The organism is Oceanobacillus chungangensis (assembly GCF_003369565.1).
Lineage (GTDB): Bacteria > Bacillota > Bacilli > Bacillales > Amphibacillaceae > Oceanobacillus > Oceanobacillus chungangensis.
The window spans coordinates 24,893-50,548 of the sequence record NZ_PIOD01000026.1 but is presented as its reverse complement, the minus strand read 5'-3'; the positions used below and the strand labels follow the sequence as shown (position 1 = coordinate 50,548).

General features: G+C 32.9%; 27 protein-coding genes and 4 pseudogenes. 5 read left to right on the top strand and 26 right to left on the bottom strand.

What is annotated here, in order from left to right; all coding sequences use genetic code 11:
• Positions 1-168: 168 nt before the first annotated feature.
• The 7 genes and pseudogenes from CWR45_RS18575 to CWR45_RS18545 form a co-directional block, all read right to left on the bottom strand.
• Positions 169-594, bottom strand: a complete 426-nt coding sequence (locus CWR45_RS18575) for a MaoC family dehydratase (protein WP_115751345.1) — start codon at positions 592-594, stop codon at positions 169-171.
• A gap of 156 nt (positions 595-750) precedes the next feature.
• Positions 751-1,011 (bottom strand): annotated as a pseudogene (locus tag CWR45_RS18570) (DinB family protein); the annotation flags it as partial.
• A gap of 99 nt (positions 1,012-1,110) precedes the next feature.
• Positions 1,111-1,935 (bottom strand): SAM-dependent methyltransferase, encoded by an 825-nt coding sequence (locus CWR45_RS18565; RefSeq protein ID WP_115751343.1) that lies wholly within the window; start codon positions 1,933-1,935, stop codon positions 1,111-1,113.
• A 201-nt stretch (positions 1,936-2,136) separates the two neighbouring features.
• A complete protein-coding gene (locus tag CWR45_RS18560; RefSeq protein WP_115751342.1) occupies positions 2,137-2,574 on the bottom strand; it encodes a VOC family protein in 438 nt (145 codons plus the stop codon).
• A 263-nt stretch (positions 2,575-2,837) separates the two neighbouring features.
• Positions 2,838-3,134, bottom strand: a complete 297-nt coding sequence (locus CWR45_RS20560) for a hypothetical protein (protein WP_170138912.1) — start codon at positions 3,132-3,134, stop codon at positions 2,838-2,840.
• A 109-nt stretch (positions 3,135-3,243) separates the two neighbouring features.
• Positions 3,244-3,822, bottom strand: a complete 579-nt coding sequence (locus CWR45_RS18550; RefSeq protein WP_211315991.1) for a GNAT family N-acetyltransferase — start codon at positions 3,820-3,822, stop codon at positions 3,244-3,246.
• Between the two features lie 191 nt (positions 3,823-4,013).
• A pseudogene (locus tag CWR45_RS18545) lies at positions 4,014-4,326 on the bottom strand (SET domain-containing protein); the annotation flags it as partial.
• A 397-nt stretch (positions 4,327-4,723) separates the two neighbouring features.
• On the opposite strand from CWR45_RS18545, the gene CWR45_RS18540 reads away from it, so the two are divergent.
• Both CWR45_RS18540 and CWR45_RS18535 read left to right on the top strand, forming a co-directional pair.
• Positions 4,724-5,290 (top strand): sigma-70 family RNA polymerase sigma factor, encoded by a 567-nt coding sequence (locus CWR45_RS18540; protein ID WP_115751340.1) that lies wholly within the window; start codon positions 4,724-4,726, stop codon positions 5,288-5,290.
• On the top strand, positions 5,287-6,378 hold the full coding sequence (locus CWR45_RS18535) for a DUF4179 domain-containing protein (protein WP_115751339.1): 1,092 nt from the start codon (positions 5,287-5,289) through the stop codon (positions 6,376-6,378). The genes CWR45_RS18540 and CWR45_RS18535 overlap by 4 nt, the downstream gene beginning before the upstream one ends.
• A 241-nt stretch (positions 6,379-6,619) precedes the next feature.
• On the opposite strand, the gene CWR45_RS18530 is transcribed toward CWR45_RS18535, so the two are convergent.
• From CWR45_RS18530 to CWR45_RS18510, 5 genes and pseudogenes are all read right to left on the bottom strand, one after another.
• Entirely contained in the window at positions 6,620-7,135 is a 516-nt protein-coding gene (locus tag CWR45_RS18530) for a DinB family protein (protein WP_115751338.1), read from the bottom strand.
• A gap of 470 nt (positions 7,136-7,605) precedes the next feature.
• Positions 7,606-7,746 (bottom strand): annotated as a pseudogene (locus tag CWR45_RS18525) (DUF1541 domain-containing protein); the annotation flags it as partial.
• 68 nt (positions 7,747-7,814) lie between these two features.
• Entirely contained in the window at positions 7,815-8,750 is a 936-nt protein-coding gene (locus CWR45_RS18520) for an NADP-dependent oxidoreductase (protein ID WP_115751336.1), read from the bottom strand.
• Positions 8,751-9,262: 512 nt separating this feature from the next.
• Complete coding sequence (locus CWR45_RS18515) at positions 9,263-9,589, bottom strand: hypothetical protein (protein WP_115751335.1); 327 nt, start codon at positions 9,587-9,589, stop codon at positions 9,263-9,265.
• A 131-nt stretch (positions 9,590-9,720) separates the two neighbouring features.
• On the bottom strand, positions 9,721-10,698 hold the full coding sequence (locus CWR45_RS18510) for a phosphotransferase enzyme family protein (protein WP_115751334.1): 978 nt from the start codon (positions 10,696-10,698) through the stop codon (positions 9,721-9,723).
• A gap of 220 nt (positions 10,699-10,918) precedes the next feature.
• On the opposite strand from CWR45_RS18510, the pseudogene CWR45_RS20215 reads away from it, so the two are divergent.
• A pseudogene (locus tag CWR45_RS20215) lies at positions 10,919-11,755 on the top strand (tyrosine-type recombinase/integrase).
• A 110-nt stretch (positions 11,756-11,865) separates the two neighbouring features.
• Here CWR45_RS20215 and CWR45_RS18495 read toward each other — a convergent pair.
• From CWR45_RS18495 to CWR45_RS18430, 13 genes are all read right to left on the bottom strand, one after another.
• Positions 11,866-12,198: a peptide ABC transporter permease gene (locus tag CWR45_RS18495; protein WP_115751332.1), complete on the bottom strand. Its 333-nt coding sequence runs from the start codon at positions 12,196-12,198 to the stop codon at positions 11,866-11,868.
• A gap of 684 nt (positions 12,199-12,882) precedes the next feature.
• Entirely contained in the window at positions 12,883-13,107 is a 225-nt protein-coding gene (locus tag CWR45_RS20210) for a hypothetical protein (protein WP_245975473.1), read from the bottom strand.
• 287 nt (positions 13,108-13,394) lie between these two features.
• The gene (locus tag CWR45_RS18485; RefSeq protein WP_115751331.1) at positions 13,395-13,688 is read right to left on the bottom strand and encodes a hypothetical protein; all 294 of its coding nucleotides are present in this window, start codon (positions 13,686-13,688) and stop codon (positions 13,395-13,397) included.
• An 84-nt stretch (positions 13,689-13,772) separates the two neighbouring features.
• Entirely contained in the window at positions 13,773-14,261 is a 489-nt protein-coding gene (locus CWR45_RS18480) for a MarR family winged helix-turn-helix transcriptional regulator (RefSeq protein ID WP_115751330.1), read from the bottom strand.
• 19 nt (positions 14,262-14,280) lie between these two features.
• Positions 14,281-14,865 carry an N-acyl homoserine lactonase family protein gene (locus CWR45_RS18475; RefSeq protein ID WP_245975472.1) on the bottom strand — a complete coding sequence of 195 codons (585 nt, stop codon included), beginning with the start codon at positions 14,863-14,865 and terminating at the stop codon, positions 14,281-14,283.
• A 9-nt stretch (positions 14,866-14,874) separates the two neighbouring features.
• Positions 14,875-15,084, bottom strand: a complete 210-nt coding sequence (locus CWR45_RS20205; RefSeq protein ID WP_245975471.1) for an MBL fold metallo-hydrolase — start codon at positions 15,082-15,084, stop codon at positions 14,875-14,877.
• Between the two features lie 1,395 nt (positions 15,085-16,479).
• Positions 16,480-16,626, bottom strand: a complete 147-nt coding sequence (locus CWR45_RS20200; RefSeq protein WP_245975470.1) for a hypothetical protein — start codon at positions 16,624-16,626, stop codon at positions 16,480-16,482.
• 642 nt (positions 16,627-17,268) lie between these two features.
• Complete coding sequence (locus tag CWR45_RS18460) at positions 17,269-18,522, bottom strand: aminopeptidase (RefSeq protein WP_115751328.1); 1,254 nt, start codon at positions 18,520-18,522, stop codon at positions 17,269-17,271.
• Between the two features lie 752 nt (positions 18,523-19,274).
• Complete coding sequence (locus CWR45_RS20555; RefSeq protein ID WP_115751327.1) at positions 19,275-19,487, bottom strand: DUF5412 family protein; 213 nt, start codon at positions 19,485-19,487, stop codon at positions 19,275-19,277.
• A gap of 430 nt (positions 19,488-19,917) precedes the next feature.
• A complete protein-coding gene (locus tag CWR45_RS18445; protein ID WP_115751325.1) occupies positions 19,918-20,373 on the bottom strand; it encodes a DUF3278 domain-containing protein in 456 nt (151 codons plus the stop codon).
• A complete protein-coding gene (locus CWR45_RS18440) occupies positions 20,373-20,570 on the bottom strand; it encodes a helix-turn-helix transcriptional regulator (protein ID WP_115751324.1) in 198 nt (65 codons plus the stop codon). Before CWR45_RS18440 ends, CWR45_RS18445 begins: the two co-directional genes overlap by 1 nt.
• Positions 20,571-20,979: 409 nt before the next feature.
• A complete protein-coding gene (locus CWR45_RS18435) occupies positions 20,980-21,378 on the bottom strand; it encodes a multidrug DMT transporter permease (RefSeq protein WP_115751323.1) in 399 nt (132 codons plus the stop codon).
• A gap of 57 nt (positions 21,379-21,435) precedes the next feature.
• On the bottom strand, positions 21,436-21,828 hold the full coding sequence (locus CWR45_RS18430) for a nuclear transport factor 2 family protein (RefSeq protein ID WP_115751322.1): 393 nt from the start codon (positions 21,826-21,828) through the stop codon (positions 21,436-21,438).
• A 195-nt stretch (positions 21,829-22,023) separates the two neighbouring features.
• Between CWR45_RS18430 and CWR45_RS18425 the strand changes: the two genes are divergently transcribed.
• Both CWR45_RS18425 and CWR45_RS18420 read left to right on the top strand, forming a co-directional pair.
• Positions 22,024-23,298 (top strand): IS110 family RNA-guided transposase, encoded by a 1,275-nt coding sequence (locus CWR45_RS18425; protein ID WP_115751321.1) that lies wholly within the window; start codon positions 22,024-22,026, stop codon positions 23,296-23,298.
• Between the two features lie 790 nt (positions 23,299-24,088).
• Positions 24,089-24,826 (top strand): sulfite exporter TauE/SafE family protein, encoded by a 738-nt coding sequence (locus CWR45_RS18420; RefSeq protein WP_115751320.1) that lies wholly within the window; start codon positions 24,089-24,091, stop codon positions 24,824-24,826.
• Positions 24,827-25,345: 519 nt separating this feature from the next.
• Here CWR45_RS18420 and CWR45_RS18415 read toward each other — a convergent pair.
• Positions 25,346-25,582 (bottom strand): hypothetical protein, encoded by a 237-nt coding sequence (locus CWR45_RS18415; RefSeq protein ID WP_115751319.1) that lies wholly within the window; start codon positions 25,580-25,582, stop codon positions 25,346-25,348.
• Positions 25,583-25,656: the final 74 nt, after the last annotated feature.

Below are 25,656 nucleotides of genomic sequence, written 5' to 3'. Positions count from 1 at the left end.
GATTAAGTCCAGTCGAATACCGAACGCAATCCAGCCAATCAGCTGCATAATAAAAACTCTAACTTTTAGGGGTAACCACCTTTTGATGATTGTCTTGTTTAACAATTGCGCCATACGATGGAACAAGAATTAAATTAGAATTATAAAATTTCCCACCCTAAAAACTCTTCACCGCTTAATCAATGCCGTGAAGTCACCCTTAAAAACTTTTTCTTTATTATTATTGTAAGTAGATAATCTTAAAGTAATGATTCCAGCTTCTTTTTTTATTGCTCTCTTATCAATAACCTCAGCAATGGTATGCAACTCATCACTAGGGTATACTGGTTTTATAAATTTAATATTATTCATTCCTCTTCCAGCGATGATATCATCACCATGGACTCCTTGTTCAATCCAAAGTTTAAATGAAATGCTTAGCGTATGTATTCCAGAAGCAATGATTCCATTAAATATCCCCTGTGTTGCTTTTTCTTCTTCTAAATGCATATATTGAGGGTCGAATTCTCCAGCAAATCTCATAATATCTTCTTTTGTCAATTTATATGATTTAGTTTCGAATACATCTCCAATTGTAAATTCATCTAACTTCATAAAAACACCTCCTAATTACACTTACATCTAATTTTAACATCTGTTATTAATAGTTAGTACTAATTTTTGTTTTTTCTTATTCAACTGACCTGCTCCGTTAGCTTTAATAATCTCCTTGTTTAACTATCGCACTAAATAGTTGAAGTTATAATAAGATTACTTGTCACTGCGATACAAGCTCTTTTGCAATTTCCGTATATAAACGATTTGACCAATATGATAGGCGTTATGCGTAATAGTATTTCCGAGTAGCTCATACCATTTAGCTGGTACAGGAAATCCATTTATATTACTTTCGAGTTGTTTCTCGGTTAGTAGATTTTGCCATTCTAACAGCACCTCTATCAGTTCCGCTTTTAATTCATTAAACATTTTGTTTTCTTGAATAATAAAAGTTTCATCATTATCATGAATGGAATGGGTATTGATAATTTAGGCTAATTAGCCCTTTTAGTACAATAATTTCAACAGAAAGGCGTTAATGCAATAAGAAAATAATTGGTCTTAAGCATTCAATTACTTTGCATTTAAAATGAAACTGTTTAATGACTTCTCCTTCTCATTTGACACGTTCATCAGTTCATAATAGCTGGTAACCAGTGTTCGTATCATCGAGGGGGCGTTGGCGAACTCATTACGAATGCTATTGGCATAACTTTTTTCCCACTGTGCGTCCTGTAAATACGAAGCATCGACCACACCCTGTTTAACGATTTTAAAACCTACCTTTTCAAGCAACTCTCGAATTTGTTCTTTATGAAACAAATTTTGTATATTTCCATCATTTTTTACAAAATTCGAGTACATGGCTAGAATGGAAGCTGCGCAAAAATGAACTCGCTGCGATATGTGTGTAAAGTCAAGATTCCACTCTGCAAAGCATATGCATTTCGTCATTCTACGCAATTTCTTAAAATAACGGAGGAGATCTTCAGGTCTTTTAAAATACCAGGAACTATGAGATAACACTGCCACATCAAATATTTCACTTGATTCAAATGATCCAAAATCCATTTCAAAATGGAATGTAATACGCTCTCCCAATGCTGAACTCTTGATTATGTCCGTTGCTTGTCCTAATGTCAACGGAGCTCCATAATCCCGACTGGCAATATCAATGCCGATTACTTCCCCATAATCTCCTACCGCGTCTGCTAATGCTACCGATGTATCACCCTGTCCACAGCCAATTTCTATTACTCTCATTCCCTTTTTAACTCCAAATGCTTCCACTAAATCTAAACGGTGTTGCAGTTGAACTTGCTGTATTAGATTCGTTTCGAAGAGCTTATATTTAGATAAAAACGTAGTTGTTTTGCTGTTTATCTCAACAAATGTCATTGTCAACCTCCAGATTACTTAGTGCCTTATTCTGTTTCCAGATAATTTTTACCAAATGTTAATCCCCTTCTTATAACAAACCTGTCATTATTACAATGATCGCACGTCAATCCATCTTTCATTAACGCACCAGATAGTTTAAGTTCTTTACAAACTAAAAAAACGGAAAATAACAAAGAGGCGGATTTAAATTAACATTACTTATTTGATTTCCTCAGCCAACTCCAAAATAATTCCCTCTGGACCACGAACGTAGCATAATTTATAACTTTCTTCATATCGCTGTATCTCACTAAAGATTTCCGTACCCTTCTTTTTTAATTTGGCAACAATAGCTTCAATATCTTCAACAGTAAATGCAATATGCCGGATACCCAGTGTATTTGCATTGGGTTGGTGAATATCTTTTTCATCTGATGGCGAATAAAATTTGATTAGCTCTACCCATGTCTGACCGTCTGGCATTCCCAATCCTACACACGCTACTTTAACGTCATTAAGCCCAACTGCATATCCCATCAACTCTCCTTCCATTTCCCATTCCCCTTTCACCTCAAGTCCAAAATCGAGAAAAAACTCTTTAGCGGCAGTGAGATCATTTACGATTACACCTACATGATCTATTTTTTGGAACTTCAAATTTCATACCTCCTTTGTTCCTGTTATTTTTCATCATACAGCCAATCCCAAGTTTGTTTTCTTCATGAGTTCTATTCATCAACAAATCGCAGCATTCCTTTTCCAACGGATATAACATCTTCCTGATTAAAAATGATGCAGGCCGTTCCTCCACAGCACATAATTCGGTATGTAAAAATGCTTTAATCGGTTTATCATATAATTTCATATACCTCACATCATTTACAATTAACTTATGCAAAACTCTTCATCTAACCAACCCATTAGTTCCATAACTCTATACAATAATCTTGTTTAACTATCGCACCAGTTAGTGCAATAAAAACAGTAAATTGAATAATTACGATTAGAACTAATACTAGTATAAACATTTCACTAATCGTTAGGATAGATTTTTTTGGATTTTTGGTATATCTCCACTCAAGAATGCTCTTACCGTATAATCTATTCCAGTGGTGATAATCAATGCAATTAGAAAAATGATTATTGAATAATCTCGAAAAAATTATCCAGTTTAGAATAATAATTAATACAATTGCAGAAGTAATACTGATAGCCAAATTAAATTTTTTATGCAAATCGTTTATGTAGTTATACGTAATATGTAGTTATACGTAAAAAATTCCTTTTTCTCTTTCTCAATATTAATGAATAATCGCACCCGTTAGCTTAATTAGATTTGTTCCATTCGTGTTCCAAAACACTATATAATAATGAATCTCTCCAGCCATCTTTAATTAACAAATCTTCTCGAATTCTACCTTCCTTAGTCATACCAACTTTTTCCAAAACTTTTGATGAACCAACATTTCTTGGGTCACAAGTTGCATATATACGATGCAATTTAAGTTTCTCAAATCCAAAATCAATTAACAGAGTTGCTGCTTCCGTTGCTATTCCTTTTCCCCAATGGTCTGGATTAATAATATAAGCGACTTCTCCAACTTTGTTAGTGAAATCCCTGATGTTAAACTCTCCAGCCCCAATCATAGTTTCATTATATATGATTGCAAAAACGAACCTTGTCCTTGGTTCTTTTGTTGCGTTTTCTATCACTTGATTCACAAAATCTCTCGAGTCTTCTTCCGTATTTGGTCCCCAAGGTTGGTATTGACAAACTATATCCTGTGATGCGTATTTATGTACATCAATCCAATCACTTTCAGTAAATTCCCTTAATAGTAACCTTTCATTTGAAAGACTAATCTTAGTATGTTCGATTATAATCCCCTCCACTTTTATAACCATTTTCCACAAATCTACCCTTTAATAAAATGAGACCGTCATATTGACAATCTCATTGTTGAAGTAAAGCACCATAAAATTTAAGTGCATTATTCCACCTACTATAGGATTATTAACATGATAGGAATTTTTAATAAAGGCAAAGTTCTCATTAATTTTTCATCCTTTTAGTCTTGATTAAACCACAGTGGATCTTAGTCATCAACATCACCATAATAATTGATTAAAATCTTGTCTTTTGCTTTTATATCTGTAAAAGCATAGAAGTCGAATGTGTGATTTCTAAAATTAATTTCATAAATTGCATTTGGTTGATAAGAATGGTTAAACAGCATTCCATAACCAAGAAGGATTGCGGAATGATTTATTCCATACTCAAAAACATAATCAGCTAGTATGGTTTGCTCAATGTATTGATGCTAATTGTTTGGATAAGAAATAACAGGTGCTTCGTGTAAAAGTTCTCCTTTTGATATCACATGTAGCAAATAACCCTCTATTGAATTCTCAATCATGTTGTTCACCTACTCACTCTTAAAATATTCCTTCAACTGTAACATTAATTTTGACGTGAGCCCTTTTTATTTAAGAAAGAGACTTTCCAATCTTTATTTATATCAGCATCTATACCTAAATCCTTTGTCTTTAACCATTCAAACGCTTTTAAAACTAATAGTGAGGCATTATCCAAGGAATCATCTTTTTCTTAGATTGACCAATACGGACAAGCACGCATCCCTATCAATGACATTAATTTACCTTTCACGACATAATCCCTCTAAGCTATAATAATATTTGACTGTTTTATTTACAATAAATTATAAAAATTTCGCAAAATACTTTTACTTTCTTCGTCTTATATAGTGTAATAGCTTTTACAAAATCTTAGGAGGAGTAATTATAGATGAAATCAAATGATAAGAATTTTGTTAAACGCCTCCAAATGGAAAAGGAAGACGCATTAGAATATATCGTTAATCAGTACTTGCAACTTGTTAAAGGAATCTCCTTTAAGATATTGGGACCTATGCAAAATGAAGGTCTTTTAGAAGAATGTATAAACGATATATTCCTCTCCATTTGGAATAACGCAAAAAAGTTCAAGGGAAATTCAAGTAATTTTAAATATTGGGTTGCGGCAATTGCTAGATTTAAGGCAATTGATTATTACCGTAGAGCAATTAAAAATAATGAAGTAGGAGCAGATTATATAGAATTTCCAGATCACTACTCTGTAGAGGAGGAAATTATCCAAGCTGAAAATAAGAAGGAAGTTCTGGATTTAATTCGTACCTTAGACCCTATCGATCAAAAAATCATGATTATGCGTTATTTCCTGGATATGCATTCAGAAGAGATTTCTCAAAAGCTAGGAATAACAAAATCAGCTGTTGACAGCAGAATTTTTAGAGGTCGCAAAAAATTGAATAAGCAAGCAGAAAACTATATTTTGGGAGGTAGTTTAGGTTGAAAGATATTTATGAACTTTTTAATGGTATTGAAGTAGACACCAATGTTAAAGAAATGTCTTCAGTTTCAGATATAGAAAAGAAAAAAATTTTTAAAGAGCTGAATCATCGGATTGGAAAAGCAAAAAAGCAAAGTAAATGGAAAAGAGCTTTATCAGTAGCAATTGTTACATTTGGAATTATAACCCCTGCAATAGTTGGTCTATCCTTTACTGCCTATGCCGAAGATATACCGTTTCTAGGAAATATTTTTAATTTTTTTAGTAGTGATGGCAGTTACGAAGGATATGATGAAAATGCTGAGAAACTAGATTTAGTTCAAGAAAGTAATGGTATAAAAATAAGTATCAATGATACTGTTTTTGATGGAAAAACCTTATATATTACCTATATGATTGAAACTGACAAAGATTTAGGGGATTCCCCGTCGGTAAATTCTACGCCTGTCTATGGAGACAGTGGTCTAACAGGTAGTGAAAATATCTCAAGAATTGAAGAAGGAAAATATATAAGTGTGATGGAAACCGAGCATTATTATTCAAATGATCTAGATGAAGTTGATGTTAACTGGAACATTGAAAGTGTATCAACAGAAGCAAATAATAACGGTACTGTATATGATGGAAATTGGAATTTTCAATTTAAAGTAAAAGCTGTTGAAACCCAATATGTCGCCTTAAACGAGACAATAGAAAAAGGGGGAATGACATTTACTGCAGATAATATCGCAATTACCCCAATGTCATTTATCTTATCTTACCAGCATGTTGCAACATACGATATTATAAATAATTGGGATAATCAATTCGTTGAGGTCGAAGTAAAAGATGATCTAGGAAACAGTTATAAGTCATTATCTGTTAGTGGGTACGGCAATCCAAAGTTTTCTAAAAATTGGACTGCCACTTATAATAAACTGTATCCTAATGCAACTAAGTTAATTTTAACTCCAATCATCGAGCTATCGGATAACGAAACTATAGGCTATTACAAAAATGGCGAGCAAATAAAGGCTAATTATCGTACAATGGAAAGTGAAGCAGATTATGAAGAAATACGACTCGAGGATATTACTGTTGAGTTAAAATAAGATAACGAAACCCCTGATATTAAATTCAATATCAGGGGTTTCTATTTTTGAGATTACTCCAGACTAAAATTATATGAATTTCTTATATTTGTATTGTTAGGCCTTCATTAGTGGAACAAGGTTTAACATCTACTTCAACTAGTTCACCAGTTAATTTAAGTATAATATTACACAAAGTTAAATTTTTTTTGATACGCTAATTCCCCTTTACTAAAAAAAGAATCCGTTTATAACCATATGTTTAGTGCCTTGCATCTAAAAGTAATTTTATCTCTTTTATTTGTTCTATATGTCGCATTTCATGCAAATATATCTGTTCAATCCATTGATCAAGAGGTAATTCACCAAAAGCAGGATGTTTCACTGATTTTTCCGCCAATATGGATTTATCTTCTATAGTACTAAGAAAAGTCATCAATTTTTTTCTCGAATCGCTTAACAGATCAATTATTTGTTGAACTTCGAATGGTTCTACATCTGGTTCAACAATTTTTGGAGCTTTAATCTTTTTCGTTCTGTCCAATAATATAAGTTGAACTTTTTTACGTTCTTTTTGAGTACTATCACACTCTTTCAATCCCCATGCAATTGCCTTAATAGAGGACTCTTCCACTAAAACTAAGTGATGGCAAACTTGTGCTATACTCCACTTATTCATATCAGGCTTACTATTAAATTGAGTATCACTTAATAAAGTAATCTCCTTTACCAGGTTATTTCTCGTTTCATACAGATTGTCAATTACTAATTTATTCACGAGATTTCTCTCTTCGCCAGAAAGTGCTTACTTAGATTCCTATTCTTTATATATTCTCTACGATGAAAAGTATTCTCCTAGTTGGATTAAAATGTGAATAGGTCACAATTTTCTCGTTAAACTAACCTGCACATTTCGTACAATAGCTGCCGTTTAATTTCATCTTCAACTAAAGCACCCTTTACTTGAAGACTGTTTATAATTTTTCTTCTAAATCATAAATCCTCTTTTCAAGTTCTTTTACTTTGTTACTACATAATCCCCCCTATTAAAAATCTAAGGTCTCTACGTTTATTTATTTTTCAACTATCCTGCTCCTTTATTTCAACAAAAAGGGTGCAATCTCCTTCTTGAAGGAAAGCACCATATAGTTTAAGTATGAAAACGTCACAATCTCTTCTACAATTAAAAAAATAATCAAATCTCAAATCTGTTACTCCAAGATTTTTCCGGATTTAATAGTTTAAAATTTATTCAACTGGTGAGAGTTCGCTTTCTGTTACCCATTTATGATGTGTTACTTCTTGATCAGTTTCAGTATCTGTATTGCTCACCATATATACTGTTATTTGCTCAGCCGAGTCGATAGTAGCAGTTGCTCCATCCATTCCTTACCATATAGCCCGCAAATAATGATGATTAGTCATTATCTGCGAGTATTTTTTGAACTTTACACCGATTATTTAACTTTTATTACAATTTTCCCTTTGGCATGATGTGTCTCACTTAATTCATGTGCTTTTTGTAACGCTTCTGCTGAAAAATCAAATACACTACCCACTTGAGGCTTAAGTATTCTTTTCTCAATTAATTCGCCTATCTCTCCTAGCTGTTTACCATTTGGCGTTAACCAATAGGAACTTGCTGTTACTTGATACTTTTCTGTTAATGCTGGATTGGGTTGTCCGGCAATAGTTACTAGTCTGCCACCAGGCTTTAATATTTGGAAGCTTTTATTTAAAATGTCGCCGCCCATTGTATCAATGACCACATCATAATCACTTAATTCTTCCTCAAATTGTTGTATACGGTAATTAATGAATTCATCTGCACCTAGCTCTTTTACATATGCTTCATTTTTTTCACTCGCTGTTGTAGCGACATAGGCACCCAAATGTTTGGCCATTTGAATGGCCAAACTTCCTACACCACCAGCTCCAGCATGGATGAGTACTTTATCTCCTTGCTTGACTTTTGTATTATCCACTAAACACTGCCAAGCGGTTAAACCTGCTAATGGAATGGAGGCAGCTTCTTCAAATGTCAGGTTGCTAGGCTTTTTCGCAAGCAATTCCTCATCCACAGTCGTAAATTCCGCATAAGTACCTTCAGCGGTAGTATCCGGTCGTGCAAAAACTTCATCCCCGATCTGAAAATACGTCACTTCACTTCCAACTTCAACGATCTTACCAGCAACATCCCAGCCAAGGATAATTGGGAATGTCCAATCAAGCATCTGCTTTAAGTAACCCGCACGAAGCTTCCAATCAATCGGATTAATGGAAGTTGCATAAACCTCAACAAGTACTTGGTTTGCTTTTATTTCTGGTTTCGGTAGCTCCTGCTCCACCAACACATTTTTACTACCATATTCATTGATGACAACTGCACGCATGAATAGCACTCCCTTTTACGAAATATATTTGCAAGCTCTAGTATTAGTTTCTTCCTAAGAAGTCATTCCTTCACTCCAGAGCTTGATAAAAATCTAACAAAAGATTTTCACTTCCATGTATCTATTTGATACACAATATATCTTAGCTTCTAATAACTTGAAATCAAAATAAATTGCTTAGAAGGTGGTAGATTATGGATTAAATCACCATAGGGTAGTGTCAGGAAAATGCGATTTACACAACGTTAAGCAGATTACAACATAGAAAATCGGTTCCTAACACGATAGGAACCGATTTTTTGATTTGGCTTGTTAAGCAAATGCACCAGTTAGCCATTCATGAAGCGCAAAATCAGCGCTTCACCACAGAGAATGAATGTTTGTTTTTATGTCTATAATGGCTTTTGGGTACATTCACAACAATCTTGGCTTAGCATTTAAAAATCACAAAACGCTGGGTCTAGTTTGTTTTTGTCTTTTTTGCATTTTCGGATGTAAACTTTCATGGTAGTTTAATAAGATTGATTATTTATTAATTCATCATAATACTTTTTTGGATCAGAAATATTGTTATTAATAAAAAACTTTGCGTGACCTTTGAACATATCAATGTAAGAATCCCCACTAATGGTTAAATCTCCTAACTCATCAACGTCTCCTGTAACCTGTACAGTATTATTTTTTAGATCAACAATAACAGTCATATATGTTTTATCCTTGTATAAAACAATACAGTTTACATGTTGTTTAAATAAATCAACATGAGGATATTCATGACGTACTCCCGTTGGTTTAAAAATCGTATATCCAACCTTAGATTTATCTATGTTATCATTCATTTTTACACCCCATTATGAAATTTATGATAAATACTATTCGCCTTTTTATTGTGCTAACCTGCCCTTAGTTAAAAAGACCGCCATATTGACGATCTCCCTGTTATGCTAAAGCACCAGTTAGCTTAATAAGATTAAAAGAAATCTTTGTAATGAATTTCTAAGTAGGGTACATCACTTTCTATTTTTTCCTTCATTGCATTTAGTTTAACTTTTTTATTGTATTTTTGCTCCTCATTTAGAAACTTTGAAAAATAAATATAGGAGAAAATCTGTCTATAATTCAGGAAAAATGGTAATTTGGAAAGCCAATATGAATCAAGATTATTTTCGGTTAAATAACCTTTCAAAAAAGCCTTTATAAATAGATGTGCGAATTCCTCTCTTCCTTTAATATCATTTTCTTCGATAGTTTGAACAGCGTGATATAAAACAATTGCAATATCATATATAAACCAGTTGTATTCACAATCTCCAAAGTCAAATAAGATAATTTTGTTATTATGTACATAGAAGTTTCCTTGATGCAGATCATTATGTATCATTCCATATCCACTTTTATTCTTTGGTAGTTTATTAAGTTCGATGACAAATTTCTCCCATTTTTCAAATACTCCTTTATTAACTTCATCAAAATTATCAATAAATAAAGGCCCCATATTCCATTCTTGCTTTTTTATATTTTTATCTAAGGGACTGTAATTTTTCGATAAACAATGTATTTTGCCAAGTGCTTTTCCCCAAATATAATAAAAATCCTTGTTCCAAGTTTCTGCATCATTAACATTGTTGAAAGATCCATTTGCTTTTTCAAATGCTAAAACATAACATTCTTTTTCAATATCTATCTTAATAGTTTCTATATATTTTCCATTATTTGATAAAAGAGGGCGAGTTACATAAACTCCTGAAGAATGTAAAAATCTTATCCAATCTAATTCTGCAATAATAGAGTCTTTCCTATATAAATAACTGGGATAAAATTTTAATATAATACGTTCACCATTTCTGTTGCATTCAAATACATTATTTGAAAACCCACCAAGTAATTCAAATTCCAATGCATTTACATCAAATCTCTCTGCACCTTTAAATAAAGAAGCCTTATCCAAATTTTCTCCTCCTAATTTATTCTTGTAATAATATACGAATAATTAAATTTAAGGTTTCAGTATTTCAAAGTCTTCTTCAACTATCCTGCCCCTTTAGTTCAATAACACATCTTGATTTTAACATTAACTCCCCCTCGATTCGGCTGAATATTTTAAAAAATTATTTTATTCAACTGTGTGGAAATGATGTTGATAACAATATTTTCGGGAGTGAACAATTATGTTATTATCGGATGCTGCAAAGAGTTATGAGGCAGATAAGAAAATTGAGGGTTTTTCAGCACAAACTTTAAATGCTTATAGGATTCAAGCAAAGCTACTCATTGATTACTTTGGAAATATCAATATTAATAAGATAACAACTCTACAACTGAAGAATTATTTAGCTGAATCAAGTAATAGCTTAAAGCTTTCAAGTTTGTCACATCGTATTAGATTTCTACGTTCCTTATTTGGATGGTTACACGAGGAAGATATCATAGAGTTAAATCCTGCTAGTAAAACAAAGAAACCAAGGGTTGGAAACGGATTCCGAAATTCCTTACTGAAAGAGAAATCGAATATTTAAGGGACGCTTGCTCTTCTCCAATGGAAAAAGGTTTATTTGAATTTATGTTTTCTACTGGTTGTCGAATAGGAGAAATTGTTTCTTTGAATCGAAATAGTATTAATTGGGGAAATCAATCTGCCATTGTTCGTGGTAAAGGAGATAAGGAACAAGAAATGTACTTTAATATCCGTTGCGATATTTGGCTAAAGAAATATATAGATAGCAGATACGATAACGATTCAGCAATATTTGTTACAGAACGCTCTCCACATAGACTGAGTATTGCTCAGATGAGATATATAATTAAACGTATTTCTAAACGAGCGGGAATAAATAAAACCATTCACCCTCACCAGCTAAGGCATAGTTATACAACGCACCTATTAAATAATGGTGCCCTCTAGAAGTTATTCAAAGTCTACTGGACCACAAAAAAGTGAAACTACAAGAATTTATGCAGAACTACGTGGTAGACTACGGCAAGAGTTTTATAGAAAATATTTCTAGAATATTAAAGAGCAACGCATATTATAACAGCGTTGTTCTATTCATCTAATGCACCATATTGTTAAATAAGGTTTTTACTTTCAAGCATGCAAAATTAAGTATTAGAACTATTATGTATTTACGGAATGTCTCTTTCTTTTTAAATGAATGCCAAATAATAACAGAATTATACTATAGATACTAAAACCAACTACCACAAGCGTTGCTTCATTGGTAACACTAATTGGCTCTAATCCGCTATGATTGTTAATATGATACTCTTCCGCTTTATAGGTAAACCAAATAATAGTACCAATAAAAATATATAAAATTATTAGAAATGCTGACTTTATATAAGCTATCGTTTTGTTCTTTGAAGAAATAGAGCGCAATATATATATAAACAGACCGCCATATACAAGCATAAAAATGATTATTTCATAAATCTCGATTTTTAGTCCCATTTCACTGCCTCCTTATTAAACAGTCCTGCTCCTACACTTCAACAAAAGGGTGCGAATTCCTTCTTGCAGAAACGCATCAATTAGTTGAAGAGTGAAAATACTCTTTAGAAAAAACGCTTAGACTTTGTCATTATCCTCTTGATTTTTAGAATTCTTATCTGGCTTGGCCAAATAATATAAGAAACCTGCTGATGACAAAATAACTATTATAGTATAAACAAACCCCATTCTTATCCCCCTATTGGTTAACTAATTATTTAGCTAATCTGCCCCGTTAGCCATTCATGAAGCGCAAAATCAGCGCTTCACCAAAAAGGAAGAAAGTTTGTTTTTATGTCTATAATGGCTTTTGGGTACATTCACAACAATCTTGTCTTTTTTAGCATTTTCGGATGTAAACTTTCATGGTAGCTTAAGAACCTAAAATAATAATACCATAATTTTCTGTAAGTGTAGATTAAAGAAAAAGATCGTACCAGACGACCTTCTTGTTTAACTATCGAACCAATTAATTCAATATGAATTTATAATGACGGAGGACTATCAGACAGACAAATCGATAAATTCTAATTCTATTTCTGCTTCTACTTTCGAACGATAAACGGTAATTTTATCATAGAGTTTCAAGTTATCTTGCCATGATTCTATATTACTCAGAAAATCTCCTCCGTTTTCAGAAATTATCTAGCACTCCAAATCCCTATTGATATAACAAATTGGTGCGTCACTTTCCAAATCACATTGTTGACCAACAGTTCCGATAAATCCACCATTACTATCTATTGCCATAATATCTACATATGGAACCGTATTAAATTCTAAATGTGGAATATCATCGTCAAAGATAAATTGAATATCATAATCGTTAGCATATTTTTGGTACTCCTCATTTTTATGATAAACACTCATAGAATAAATTGTTGTACCTGTTGGTATAATCTCTGTATCTTCTAAAATAAATTTATGGCTCCAGTTAATTCTGTTCTATCTAGATAAACTTTTCGCATCTCACATCTCCGTTTAATCTTATTTTAGAGATAAATGCTCATTCCTTTTGTGATTTCTTATTAAACTATCCTGCCACTTTAGCACAATAGCTGTTTAGTTTTAGTTCCTCCGGGTATTCTTTCCAACTTATAGTTGCTTTTATAATTTCAGATTCATCGACGATAAATGTACACTCACTGCAAGATTGCCTATGCCCCTATTTCTATTACACCTTTATCATCTAATGAAGTATTACCTGCCATTTTTCCGCTGTCCGTTTCGATAATGTAACTAACTTCGCCGTCTGGAATAGGTTTCTCACCAATATATTCTATTTCTGCTTTTGTATGCTCTCTTTGTTCATCGAGTATTTCTACCGTATAGATTACTTTCCAATTATCAATTTTACCTTCAAAATCAACTATTTCTGTTTTTGAACATGAACGTAAAATAGCGTTAATCCTTTTTGAATTAACGCACCATTGGGGCCTAGTTCTCGTCAACTAAACTGTTCGCCAATATTGACAACTATTAGCTGGTTTAGTTTAATTAACCGCCATTAACTATAACTTATTCAAAGTAACAACTTATTTCATGTTATCCCTTGATTTGTGGATGTAACCTCGTTTTATAAGATTTGAGGATAATGGAGATTCCAATAAAAATCTACTTAAAACTTGATTCGCAAGCTGTAATTCATCCTCTGTATAGACTTCCTCAAGTATTTTATACATTTGATTCTCTGCCTTTACTATCAATTTATATTTATCTATTCCTAAACTTGTAAGTTGGAGTCGAACAAATCGAGAATCATTTTTTTCTTTAACTCGTTCAACAAGTTTATCTTTTACCATCCTCTCTACTAATCTTGAAGGACTTCCTGATTCGCAAATTAACATTGCTCCCAATTCTTTTAAAGACATTGGTTGGTACTTCATTAAAATGCTAATTACCTCAGCTTTGGAGGGTGTAACCCCTATCTCAAATAACAAATCCTTGTAAATTCTATTTCCTTGTCTTTGGGATGCTAATATTAAATATCTAAATTTTTCTGCTTCTTTAAATTTGTTTTCCATTTGCTATTCTCCATTTATATTATTCAATAATTTTTGGTTTAATAAAGGGATCGTGATTGGCAATAACTTGTATACAATCTTCCCTACTGGAAAAATCCCTCACCCATTCTAATGACCGTCTTGCGTAAGATTTATTAGTAGTAACACCAGGCAGTATCATTTGTGTCCAGGATTCTTTCGAATATCCAACATCGCTAGCTAACAACAACCATCCTACGTTCATTTTAACCAATACAGAAAACATTCCATCAGTATGACCTGGAGTATGAATTAGATATAGTGTTCCGTCGCCAAATAAATCAAGTCCTTTATTAAATGGACCATATGGTATATCTTTTAAGTGAAACGTTTCAATTGGGGCACCTTCCCACATTGTTTTTATATAGCCAATTTTTTTGTTTGCTGCTTTCCATTCTAGTTCACCTGTAAGTATTTTCTTTGCATCTAAAAGGTGTTTCAAACCACTAACGTGATCTGAGTGAAGATGCGTTAATAATACATAATCGATATCATTACTTTTAACTCCTAAAGTATTCAAGTTATCAAGAATGGAATACCCCTCTGGCAGCATCCCTCTATACATAGAATAAGCTAAACGACCCAAATGCTTTTTCTAATTGGTTCTCATCTCTTCGTGCCACCCCGTATCAACTAAAATAAGACCTTTAGGATGGTCTATAAGATAAGAGGAAACTGGAACCCACATCTTCTTTTCTTCCCCCCTTAACCAACCTGTATATGGTATAGGATGCAAACTCTTTTTTTTATAAGCCAATGCTTCATCAATATGCACTTTACCAGTATGTAGAATATGTACTTTCATAATTTCCCCCCTTAAATTAAATGACGTGTCATCTATGACACCTTAATAATAGATGACACGTCATTTATTGTCAATTCACTTTTCCTTCTTCAACTATCCTGCACTGTTGGCTCAATATCTCTATACCTGAATATAATACCATGATATCCCTAAAAATTTACTCAATTTTCTACAAATAAAGAGGCGACCAAATATGATCACCTTGTGTAACTCTTGCACCCTAGAGTTGAAGAACATTCATCAAGATCAACACTATGCCAAAAATAAGAGAACTTACTATTATCCATAATGTTTGTAAATACATAAAATATATCGTTACACTATCACCCTTTATGTTACCTATGTTTTCAGCAACTTTTAAATTGAATGGAACAAAATAGAAGGAAAAGAGAAATCCTCCTGATAGTGAAATGCATAAATAAATAATTACAAAATTAGAGGTTAATTCTGCCACTAAACTTCCGATTATAAAAAATGGAACTCCAGCCCATATAAAGAAAGTTACAGCCAATAATACCAATGCCATAACAACCAACATAAAGTTCCTTTTAAACACATCTAAATAATTATGAAGATATAAGTTCAATGTTATCACTTCCTGTTTCTTAAAGTATTGCACCCATTAGTTAAGGTAATTACTGTCCTTCCAACTGGTTCAAAAGATGTTTACAAAGATTTTTATGAATTGATTGTTTCCTTAAACTCTTGAGTAAATGCTTTGGATTTATCTCTTTATCAGCAAATATAGAATTTAAGTAGTCTATGAACTCTGGAATATTTGGTAAATCATTTTTGTATATGTCATGTACTTCGATTTGATAGACTTTTAACAACGACTTTAAAGATTCATCTTCTTTAATTAACTCATGATAAGAATTATTATAATTATTATCTGCAACCTTTTTTAGACGGTATTTAAAGGCTGATAAAAAAGGTGGTTAATCCTCCTTGGATCAATGCACTAGTTAGTGAAAAATATTCCTATATTTCTGAGATAGGACTAATAGTAATATTCACGTCATCAATATCATCTTCGTTAGATATCATTCCAAATAACCTGCAATTACCTTATTTTTTACATTCAAACATATATCACATTTTAATTCTTTACCCCATATTTTTACTGCATATAGCATTAAAAAGACACGTCACTTTATGACCAATTACTTATAAATTTAACTAAATTAGGATTATTTCATTCTATGACTAACCTGCCCCGACAGTTGAATAATAAAATTAGTACTTCACTAATTAGCCCAATAAAACTTCTTATTTTAAATCCTTGTTTCTTGGCATATTTATTAATCGCTTTAAGTAGATTACTTTTGGATACGGAAAATGAATTATGAATTTCTCTCTTTTCATCAATTACATATTCTTCAAAAACGATAAAGTTTAATAAGTCCATTTTTTTACAACAAATTGATTACATTCATATTCTCCACATCTGATATTCCCAGAATATATAAAGCGAATAAGTCCGTCATAAGAGTCTTGCTCAGAAATCTCAACTTCTAAAAAATCTTGCAATATATCTTGCATTTAATCACATCCTCTAAGCAAATTCCTTAATTTATATATTAAATTCGATCTAATTACTACAAATTCTTCTTCAACTCTTCTGCCCCTTTAGCACAATAGCTGCCATTCGATTTCATCTTCAACTAATGCACCAGTTAGTGAAAAATCTATTTAACGTTGTAATTAATTATTATTGAGCAATTTTCCTTTAGATTTGCTTAAAATAAGAAATATAGAACAAAAAACATTAATAGTGTCCATATATAAGAAATATGTATAGCTCTTTGGCTTTGCTGAGAAACTCTTTGTTTTTTGTGTTCAAATGAAAAAATAAAAAGGAAAATTAGAAACAGGAAATAAACAAGAAACACATATACTTTGGTATTTTTTCACCTTGAACACCCCTTTTTTTACAATTAAAATATTCTGTTTCCATTTTAACATATCCTATTCCATTAACTTACTGTTTTCGTTAAAAATAGACCGTCGTATAGACGATCTACTTATTGTGTTAAAGCACCAGTTTGTTTAAGTACATCCTTTCACAAACATAACCCATAATCTTCATTTATTACAGAAAGCTGCCCAGTATGTTTTCACTATAACTAGCACTAAATATAATCCATCAGAAATCAGTTTTCTCTGTATTTAAGTTGTAGACGATTAGAATTGGAAATCCCCATCCTTCATTAGCAGGACTTCAGTTCCACCTTCTTTAATGCCCTCTACTTTCATATCTTCGCTACCAAAGGTCACATTGACTAACAAAAGTGAAGTATTCAGACCCGCTGCCTTCAACTCTTCTTCAGATTGGTCAATGCCATTTTGAATATTGGAGGGAGATGCATTTCCGATTCCAATATGACAGGCCGCATTTTCATCAAACAAGGTATTGTAAAAAAGAGTATCTGCCTGAGCAAGAGGAGATTTATTAGAGACCAAGGCAATTTCACCTAGATAATGTGAACCTTCGTCTGTTTCGATGAGATTTTGTAACACTTCTTGTCCCTTTGCGGCATAATAGTCGGTAATCCGTCCATCTTTAAAAATTAGATAAAATTCATCTATGACACTTCCCCCATAGATAAGAGGTTTAGTACCTACCAATTTGCCACTCACCTTATTTTTATGGGGAGCAGTAAATATTTCTTCCGTAGGGATATTTGGAAAGAAAGGTATTCCATTTTTATCTATGACACCCCCACCGATATAGAGATGATTTTTAGGTAGACCAACTAATAAATCAGTTCCACGGCTATTTGTAAAATGCAGGGCTTCAAATTGGCTCTCGTTTAGGATTTTTTTTCGAGACTCGAAGGCTCTATTGTGACTCTCCCAATCTTTTATAGGATTTTCCCCATCTGCCCGAGCCCCACGTAAGATTAATTGCCATAACAATTGCAGAGCTTCTTCTTTAATTAAGTGAGGAAATACTTTAGTTGCCCATGTGAAGTGCGGGACAGCCAGAAGACACCAGCGTATCTCGTGGGATCTAATCTTTGCGTTATGAGCCTTCAACTTGGTGCGAGAGGCCTTTTGGAAGCGGCTCATCCGTTCTGTGGGAACATCCTTAAAGGCATCTAAGTTTTCAGAAATAATATGGATGTAAGCAGCACCCGCATCATTCCACTCTTTAAAGCGTGCAGCTTGCCAGTCTGGAAAGTGGTCGACGGCATCATCTGCAGCATGTAAATAAAAATCTTTGGTAGACTGTTCATCTGTCCAATCCATAACTACATTTGAAGCTCCTGCATCATAAGCTGCTGTTTGAATTAGACGTGCAAACGCAGCATTTTCTATGTCACTATGAATAATCACTAATTGATTCTTTTGCACATTTACTCCCATCCGGACAGCAAGATCTGCATACTTTTTCAACTGTTCTTCGCTAGCAAACTCATATATTCCTTTAATCATCCAATCATCCCCTAACTTTTTATTTCTTTATAAACAGTAAAACTTAGGAATTGTATATTAAGCGGTTGTTTTCACTATAATTTTTATAGGTTTTGGATTAAAATCAATAGCAATCCCTGTATAGTTGGAGAACGACTTTTCTAATTTTCCATCAATTTCAGGTATAATACTAACCCATATATCCTCTACTGAATTGTCTTTAGAAACAAAATTACTCTCATTAATAAATATGAATGGAAGAAGTAAAAATAATAATGAGAAAACAATAAAAACTTCTAAATTATGTTTCTTTATATTTTGTTTTTTTCTAGCTCCTCTCTATATTTTTGTTGTACTTTCCTCTTCTGTAAATATAATTTCATAATTTTTCACACCTTGTTAAGAGGGATTAAAGTTACATACCACTTGCTAATTAAAATAACACCTAAAGATTACTTTTTAGTTAATAATCATCAAAAATTGTCAAGACTGTTTATCATTTAACTTTAAATATATGAGGTCTTTCCGCCTTCATCGATATATGACCACATTCTGAACAAACTGTAACAAGTACTTTAGACCTGCCTTTCCAATCCATTTTTTTAGCTGCCTCTTAAATAAATTCAACAAGAAAGAGTGCTTATCCTTCTTTTAGATAAGCACCAGATTGGAAGTTTAGAGTAGGATGACAAAAGAAGAAAGACCGACAATTATGTCGATCCACTTGTTTAACTCTTGCACCCTTTAGTTGAAGAATAGATATTGTCCTTTATCTAGTGCATTACCCTTTGAGGAGGTAAGGTACGAAGTGAACTGGAATCGTGTCTGTAATCGTAAGTATCTTGATGAATTGACAACTCTTCTCTTCCAATTTTTACAATACCATTACTAACCCATTTTACTTGCGGGTCATAATCATACCAATTAAAGTAAATGGCATTCTCTTTTTTAGTTTCTGTATTTACTAACACAGCCTTTGAATTCATACCATATATTCCAGTGAAATGGTATGTGTTTTATTTGGTGACGGAAACACTGCGTTCAGCTCACCTGCTGGTAAGTAGTTCAGATTATAATACTGATTATAGAATTGAACACTTGATATACCTAACAAAACTAAAAATACCAGTAATCGTTTAGTCGGGAAATTCCTCTTTTTTACTCCCCATCTAAATATTCCTATCAACAGTATTACAAGCGAGACTATAACTATCAATACTAGAACGAAAAAAAAATAAAATAAGATCATATATAAAGTCTCATTCATTAGATAACATTCCTATCTTAGTATACTAAAGAATAGTCTACAATTTATTTTTACATTAACTTGCTGCGTTGATTGAGCAAAGATGCAATGCAATTCCTTCTTTTAGAAATGCACCAGATAGTTTTAGAACATTTATTCACAAGCTCTGATTATAGCAATTCCTTATTTTTATAATAGGAACGCTTTAAAGAAATGTAGCTAGTGAAAAACCAAAGAAGGCCAACACCTGCTAATAATGCGATTATTTCAATCCATTCATTTATGTTGCTTGGTAAACCAAAATAAATAACATAAAACAACGAATATAAAATTACAAAACTACTTGTTTTCACTACAATACTTCTTAATTCTCTCTTATACGAACTTTCTGTTGCAATATCTGTATATTCAATACCTGATATTATATACCTTCCAAATACATAAAAGAGAAAGATAGCTATGGACGACAATAGAACTGTTTCTACGTTTAAAATAAAATATTTATTGCAGATAATCATCGCAATAAGAAAAAGGAAAAGTAACAATCCTCCTTCAGAGAAAAAATACAACATCTTTTTTTCCTTATATTCATCGTTTGGTATTAAAAAAGATATCCAAGATTTCACTACAACTCTACCTCCCAAAATAATTCGTCTAATGTTTTATTAAGTTCTTTTGCAATTGCAATACAAAGCTGAAGACTAGGATTATATTCTCCTTTCTCAATGAGTCCAATTGTTTGTCTGGTTACTCCCACTCGTGCAGCTAACTGTTGTTGAGTCATCGACAATTTGATTCGTGTTATTTTCACATTATTTTTCATTTACTTCACCCACGTTTAGCAATATATATCTAACATACGCAATTTATACATTACATTATACATAGGAAAAAGTCAATTCAAACTAACACTTTTATTTTGAACAAAAAATAGCGATTCCTCCTATTGAAGAATCGCACCAGTTAGTGAAGAAGAAAATCCTACTTTATCTAGCTAAGAATTCTATTTTTTTCCACAAAAGCGAGATGTGGAAAAATAGTAAAGATGCCACGGCACCAAATATAATATACCTTATTTTGTTGGAGTATATAAGATTGTAAAACAATGTATTTAAATTAAGGAAGCAGATTAGATTCGGTGCGGAAGGTGTAAACCAGTTCAGCTTGATGAACCTTAATTACCTTAAATAGAGACCACCCCCAGTATAAATTCTTGTTTACGCAAATTATTGCTATACAGACTTCTTTACATTATTAGTAACAGGATTCGAGCGCATAAAAAATGTGAACCATACGGCAAATCCAAAATATATGAATGTCAAAATAACGAATATGAAGTTAAACTGCTCCATCAGCTGTCGGATTAGAGCAAAAAAGACAACGATGAAATGAATAAGATTTCCCAATACGACAGGTCTGTTATAGATACCACCGATCCGGGCAGAACGTGTGAACCAGTTTAACATTGCAAACCCTAAATATAGTCCTCCAATGATTTGAATTAGAACCTTAGTTATTGGTAAAGGAGAAATCCCTAAAATGTTTGAAATTTCTTCGGGAAGAAAGGTTCCAACTAACCCAAAAAACCCCATCACAACTGCACTACTACTCAAAAGCCAATTTGTTTTCATCTGTTCCCTCTTTTCATATAATCTTGTAATTTATATAGAAAAAAACGATGAAATCTTTTATCCCGTTACTTTAATAAAAAAATATTTCTGAACTGAACTACAATGGCCTGACACGATTGTTAATTTATCTCCATTCATTTGCCAAACCCGTGAATAACACATTTCATCTTCAATTGGCTCTATACCAAATAACCCTTTTAAAGCAGCACGTGTTACAGTTACAGCAGAATTTTCTAATAGAATCACTTTTTGGTCTAAAATTTTGATATCAGTAAAACTCAATACTCCAGAACGATGTGCTTCAAGATCGGCTTCCTTCGTTAATATTTGTCCAAAGTGATTTACAAAAATAAGGTTATCATTAATCAGATTGTCAAGACTATTAACATCCCCAATTAGCATCGCTTCTCGAAGTCGTTCTTCATAATCAATAATTAAACTTTCCTCCATATTTAAGCCTCCCTTAAAGTAGTTAGACATACTATACAGATATTATTATTTCATTGTCATTATTATGTCTTCTTCAACTAAACTGCCCCTTTAGCATTCCTGTAGAACGTTAAATTTCAGGTTTGAAAAAAATAGAGCCCCTCGATAAGATGAATTTACACACACAAGCAAATCAATCTTAGGAGGAAGCTCTACATGAAGTATAAAATGCAAGATAAACAAAATCAACTGATAGAAAGAATATCAGACCAACATTTAGTCGTTGGGGTCGATATCGCACAACAATTCCATGTAGCTCGTGCTGTAAATTACAGAGGTATAGTGATTGGTAATCCCCTCACTTTTGAAAATGATGAAACAGGCTTTGCTAGATTACAAGAATGGATGAACGAATTAAAAGATTCAAAAGGATATCGTACAGAAATAGTTGGTATGGAACCTACCGGACACTACTGGTTAAACCTATCTAAGTGGCTTTATGACCATGAAATTGATGTGGTGACCGTCAATCCTCACCTTGTCAAAAAGAATAAAGAAAATCGAGATAACACACAGTCTAAGAGTGATAAAAAAGACGCACTCGTCATCGCTGACATGGTGAAGAACGGATACTATTCATTTATTCGCCCAACATCGGAGGCTTTCGAAACACTAAGAGTTCTAATGTCCAACCGTGATGTAATCGTAAAACGACTTGTCAGTTCCGTTAACCAAATAAATCGCTGGGTAGATATAGTATTTCCTGAACTAAGAGAAGTGTTTAAAGATGTAAAAGGGAAAGGTGCAATCACAACGCTTCGCTTATTCCCCACACCAGTCGAACTTCGTTCGATGAAAGCCGAGGATATTATTGATGGGTGGAAAACATTAATGAAACGACAACCCGGTTTAAAGAAAGCCAAAAAGCTGATTCAACTAGCCAAGAGAACTGTAGGTACTACCCAAGCTCTTGATGCCTATAAACTCCACCTAGAACAATTACTGGAAGAATTTGACCTCGCAACAAGCCAACTCCAAAAGGTTGAAGAGGAAGCAATGAATGCACTTAAAAAGATTACATTCGCCAATAGAATACTTGGTATTAAAGGGATTACTGAAATTACACTTGGTGGCATCATAGGTGAAGCTGGGGATCTAAGTAAATTTGCACATGGGAACTCCCTATTAAGACATGCCGGCTTAAATTTAGCAGAGGCGAGCTCAGGTAAATGGAAAGGACAAATTGTCATTTCTAAACGTGGAAGATCTCGGCTAAGGCGTAACTTGTTCTTAGCAACTATGAGTCTAGTCGCAAACAACCCTGAGTTTAAGGAATTACATGCCTACAATGTCCAAGTGAAAAAGATGAAAAAAATGAAATCTATTATGAAATTGGTTGGCAAATTCGCAAGAATTTTAGTAGGGATAGCCCGAAATAATGAACCTTATTGCCCTGAAAAAATGCAACCCTTAGCATCAATAGCAGCATAACTGACCCTTTTAATAAGACAGAATTTAACTAAACATCAATATTAGTATTATAGTGAATGTTGGCTTATTCGTAGGATCTCAAAGAAAGCACAGAGTACTGGAATACTTAAACAAAAGGGCACAGACCCATACCGTTAGCAAAACCAGCCTCCACCCTTTGGATAGGCATGATGAAGGAATGAGAGGGCATTGGACCCGTTGAGAAATGGGAGGGAAAGCCTCCAGGGTCGGCGTGGAGAATACGTGCAGGATACTTATAAAAAATTGGAGTTACTAACTCCTCTATTCCCGCATGCCTTCATGAAGCCTTTATTATCGACTCTGATTCCAATTATCCGTTCATGTACTGAAAAGTGGTTTGAAATCCTGCGAATAAGCGAGCATTTACGAGTAAATCGAATCTATCTGAGGGAGTTTAAGTACAATTTTTCACAATCTCATCTAAACTCTAACATAAATATCCAAGCTCCTTTAAGGTGTTGTTCAATTAAATGGCCCTTTCATGAAGAATGACGCTCTTTTTATTTTAGAAAAGCGCCCTATTGTTGAAGATTGTTATTAAAAAAACCGTTAACCTTTAGTTGAATTAAAAAAACATATCGAAAATTATGTTCCATATCATTTACTTATCATTAATTCAAATTCTTCTACCTCATCGTTCCATTCATCGAATTTTGATGTGCTCATTCATTAAATTAGCCCTTAAAAAAGTTGCTTCATTTAGAGTTCATACCAAAGATTATACGTGGTAAAATGAATCTATGGTGTAATTTTGAAAGTAGGTTGTTCAATGGAATTTGTCATCTTTTTTATGATTGGAATTATAGGTAATGTAGTCGGTACATTGGTCGGAGGAGGGGGACTGATTAGCTTACCCACTATGTTACTTATGGGGTTACCCGTGCATTCAGCAATCGGTGCAAACAAGGTTTCCAATACTGTCAGTTCACTCTCAAGCTTTCTTGTCATATTAAAGAGAAAAGAAGTTTCCACGAAAGAAGCATTATTAGTCCTAATGTTTTGTCTTGGAGGAGGTATTTTAGGTGGACTCATTGCTTCCTTTTTAAGCGGAAGTACCCTAACGATTATTGCAATCATTTTATTAAGCTTTGCATTTGTAACTTCCTTCATGAATACAGGTAATTTTGATGGAACTGAACAGTTTCATGCAAATAAAAAATCAGGAACTGCACTAATTGGTATAGGAATGTATGACGGAATGTTTGGGCCAGGAAGCAGTACACTTGCGATGTATTTATATGCAAGCCAAAAAATTGCATATATCCGAGCAATTGGCTTAGCAAGAGTTGGGGTTTTTGCAAGTTGCTTTGGTTCTGCCATCACTTACATATCAACGGGTAAAATTTTCTGGCCACTTACCATAGCATTAATGCTTGGATCCATTGTTGGTGCACAGTTCGGAGTAAGATTAGCTCGTAAATTAAAAACGGAACATGTAAAACCACTTCTTAGATTAGTAACAGTTCTTTTAATCGTACAAATGATTGTAGATTACTTTAATTTTTAAAAGTATCTTTTTTGAAGATACTAATTGAACTACAATTCTAACCAGACAAACAAGACGTCCATCACACTTTTGGATCGACACCTCCTCCTTGATTTAAGATAATATTTATAGGGGTTCTAATAAAAAAATAAAATTCTATTCAACTTGTTCTTCAACTATCCTGCCCCAATAGTTTAAGTACGTTTCTTCACAAACTTTATTTAATTTAAACATTCACTTTATTATATAACACATTATTCTGAAAAAAATTCAAAAAAGGTCCCGTCATTTATTATAACGAAACCTAGCTAATTTAGCATCTATTTTATTAGTTATTTGCATTTTAAAATTATAGTTTATTTCGAGTGTTATTTATAGTGCTAATATAATTTTGTACTTCGCAACGGAACCATTTATTTCAAGATCGCTCTGTTTATTTGCACCAGTTTGTTTAATTAGGCCGACTTTTAAGGTTTATCGATGTTGTAGTTGATGGTATAAATTTACAACAGATAGAAGCAAAATAACAAAACACTAGTCTTATTTTTTACTCCATCTAGAAAACCAAATCAATGGAATTATAATAACAAATGGAAAACCAATAATTAAAAATGCAAAAGGTATATAATAAGCACTACTATCATAAATACCAAAAAAGCCATCTATATCTGTTGCCACTCCAGCAAGAGTTTCATCGGATATAATTCTTGCAAAAAATATCATTACAAACCCACTTATAGTCATAGAAAGACCAAAATTAAAAGCTTTGTGTAACATAAACCTCACCTCTAAATAATCAATGTTAAAAACAATACATCATTGAATGCATTGTCTTCCTTTCGGTAATGCAC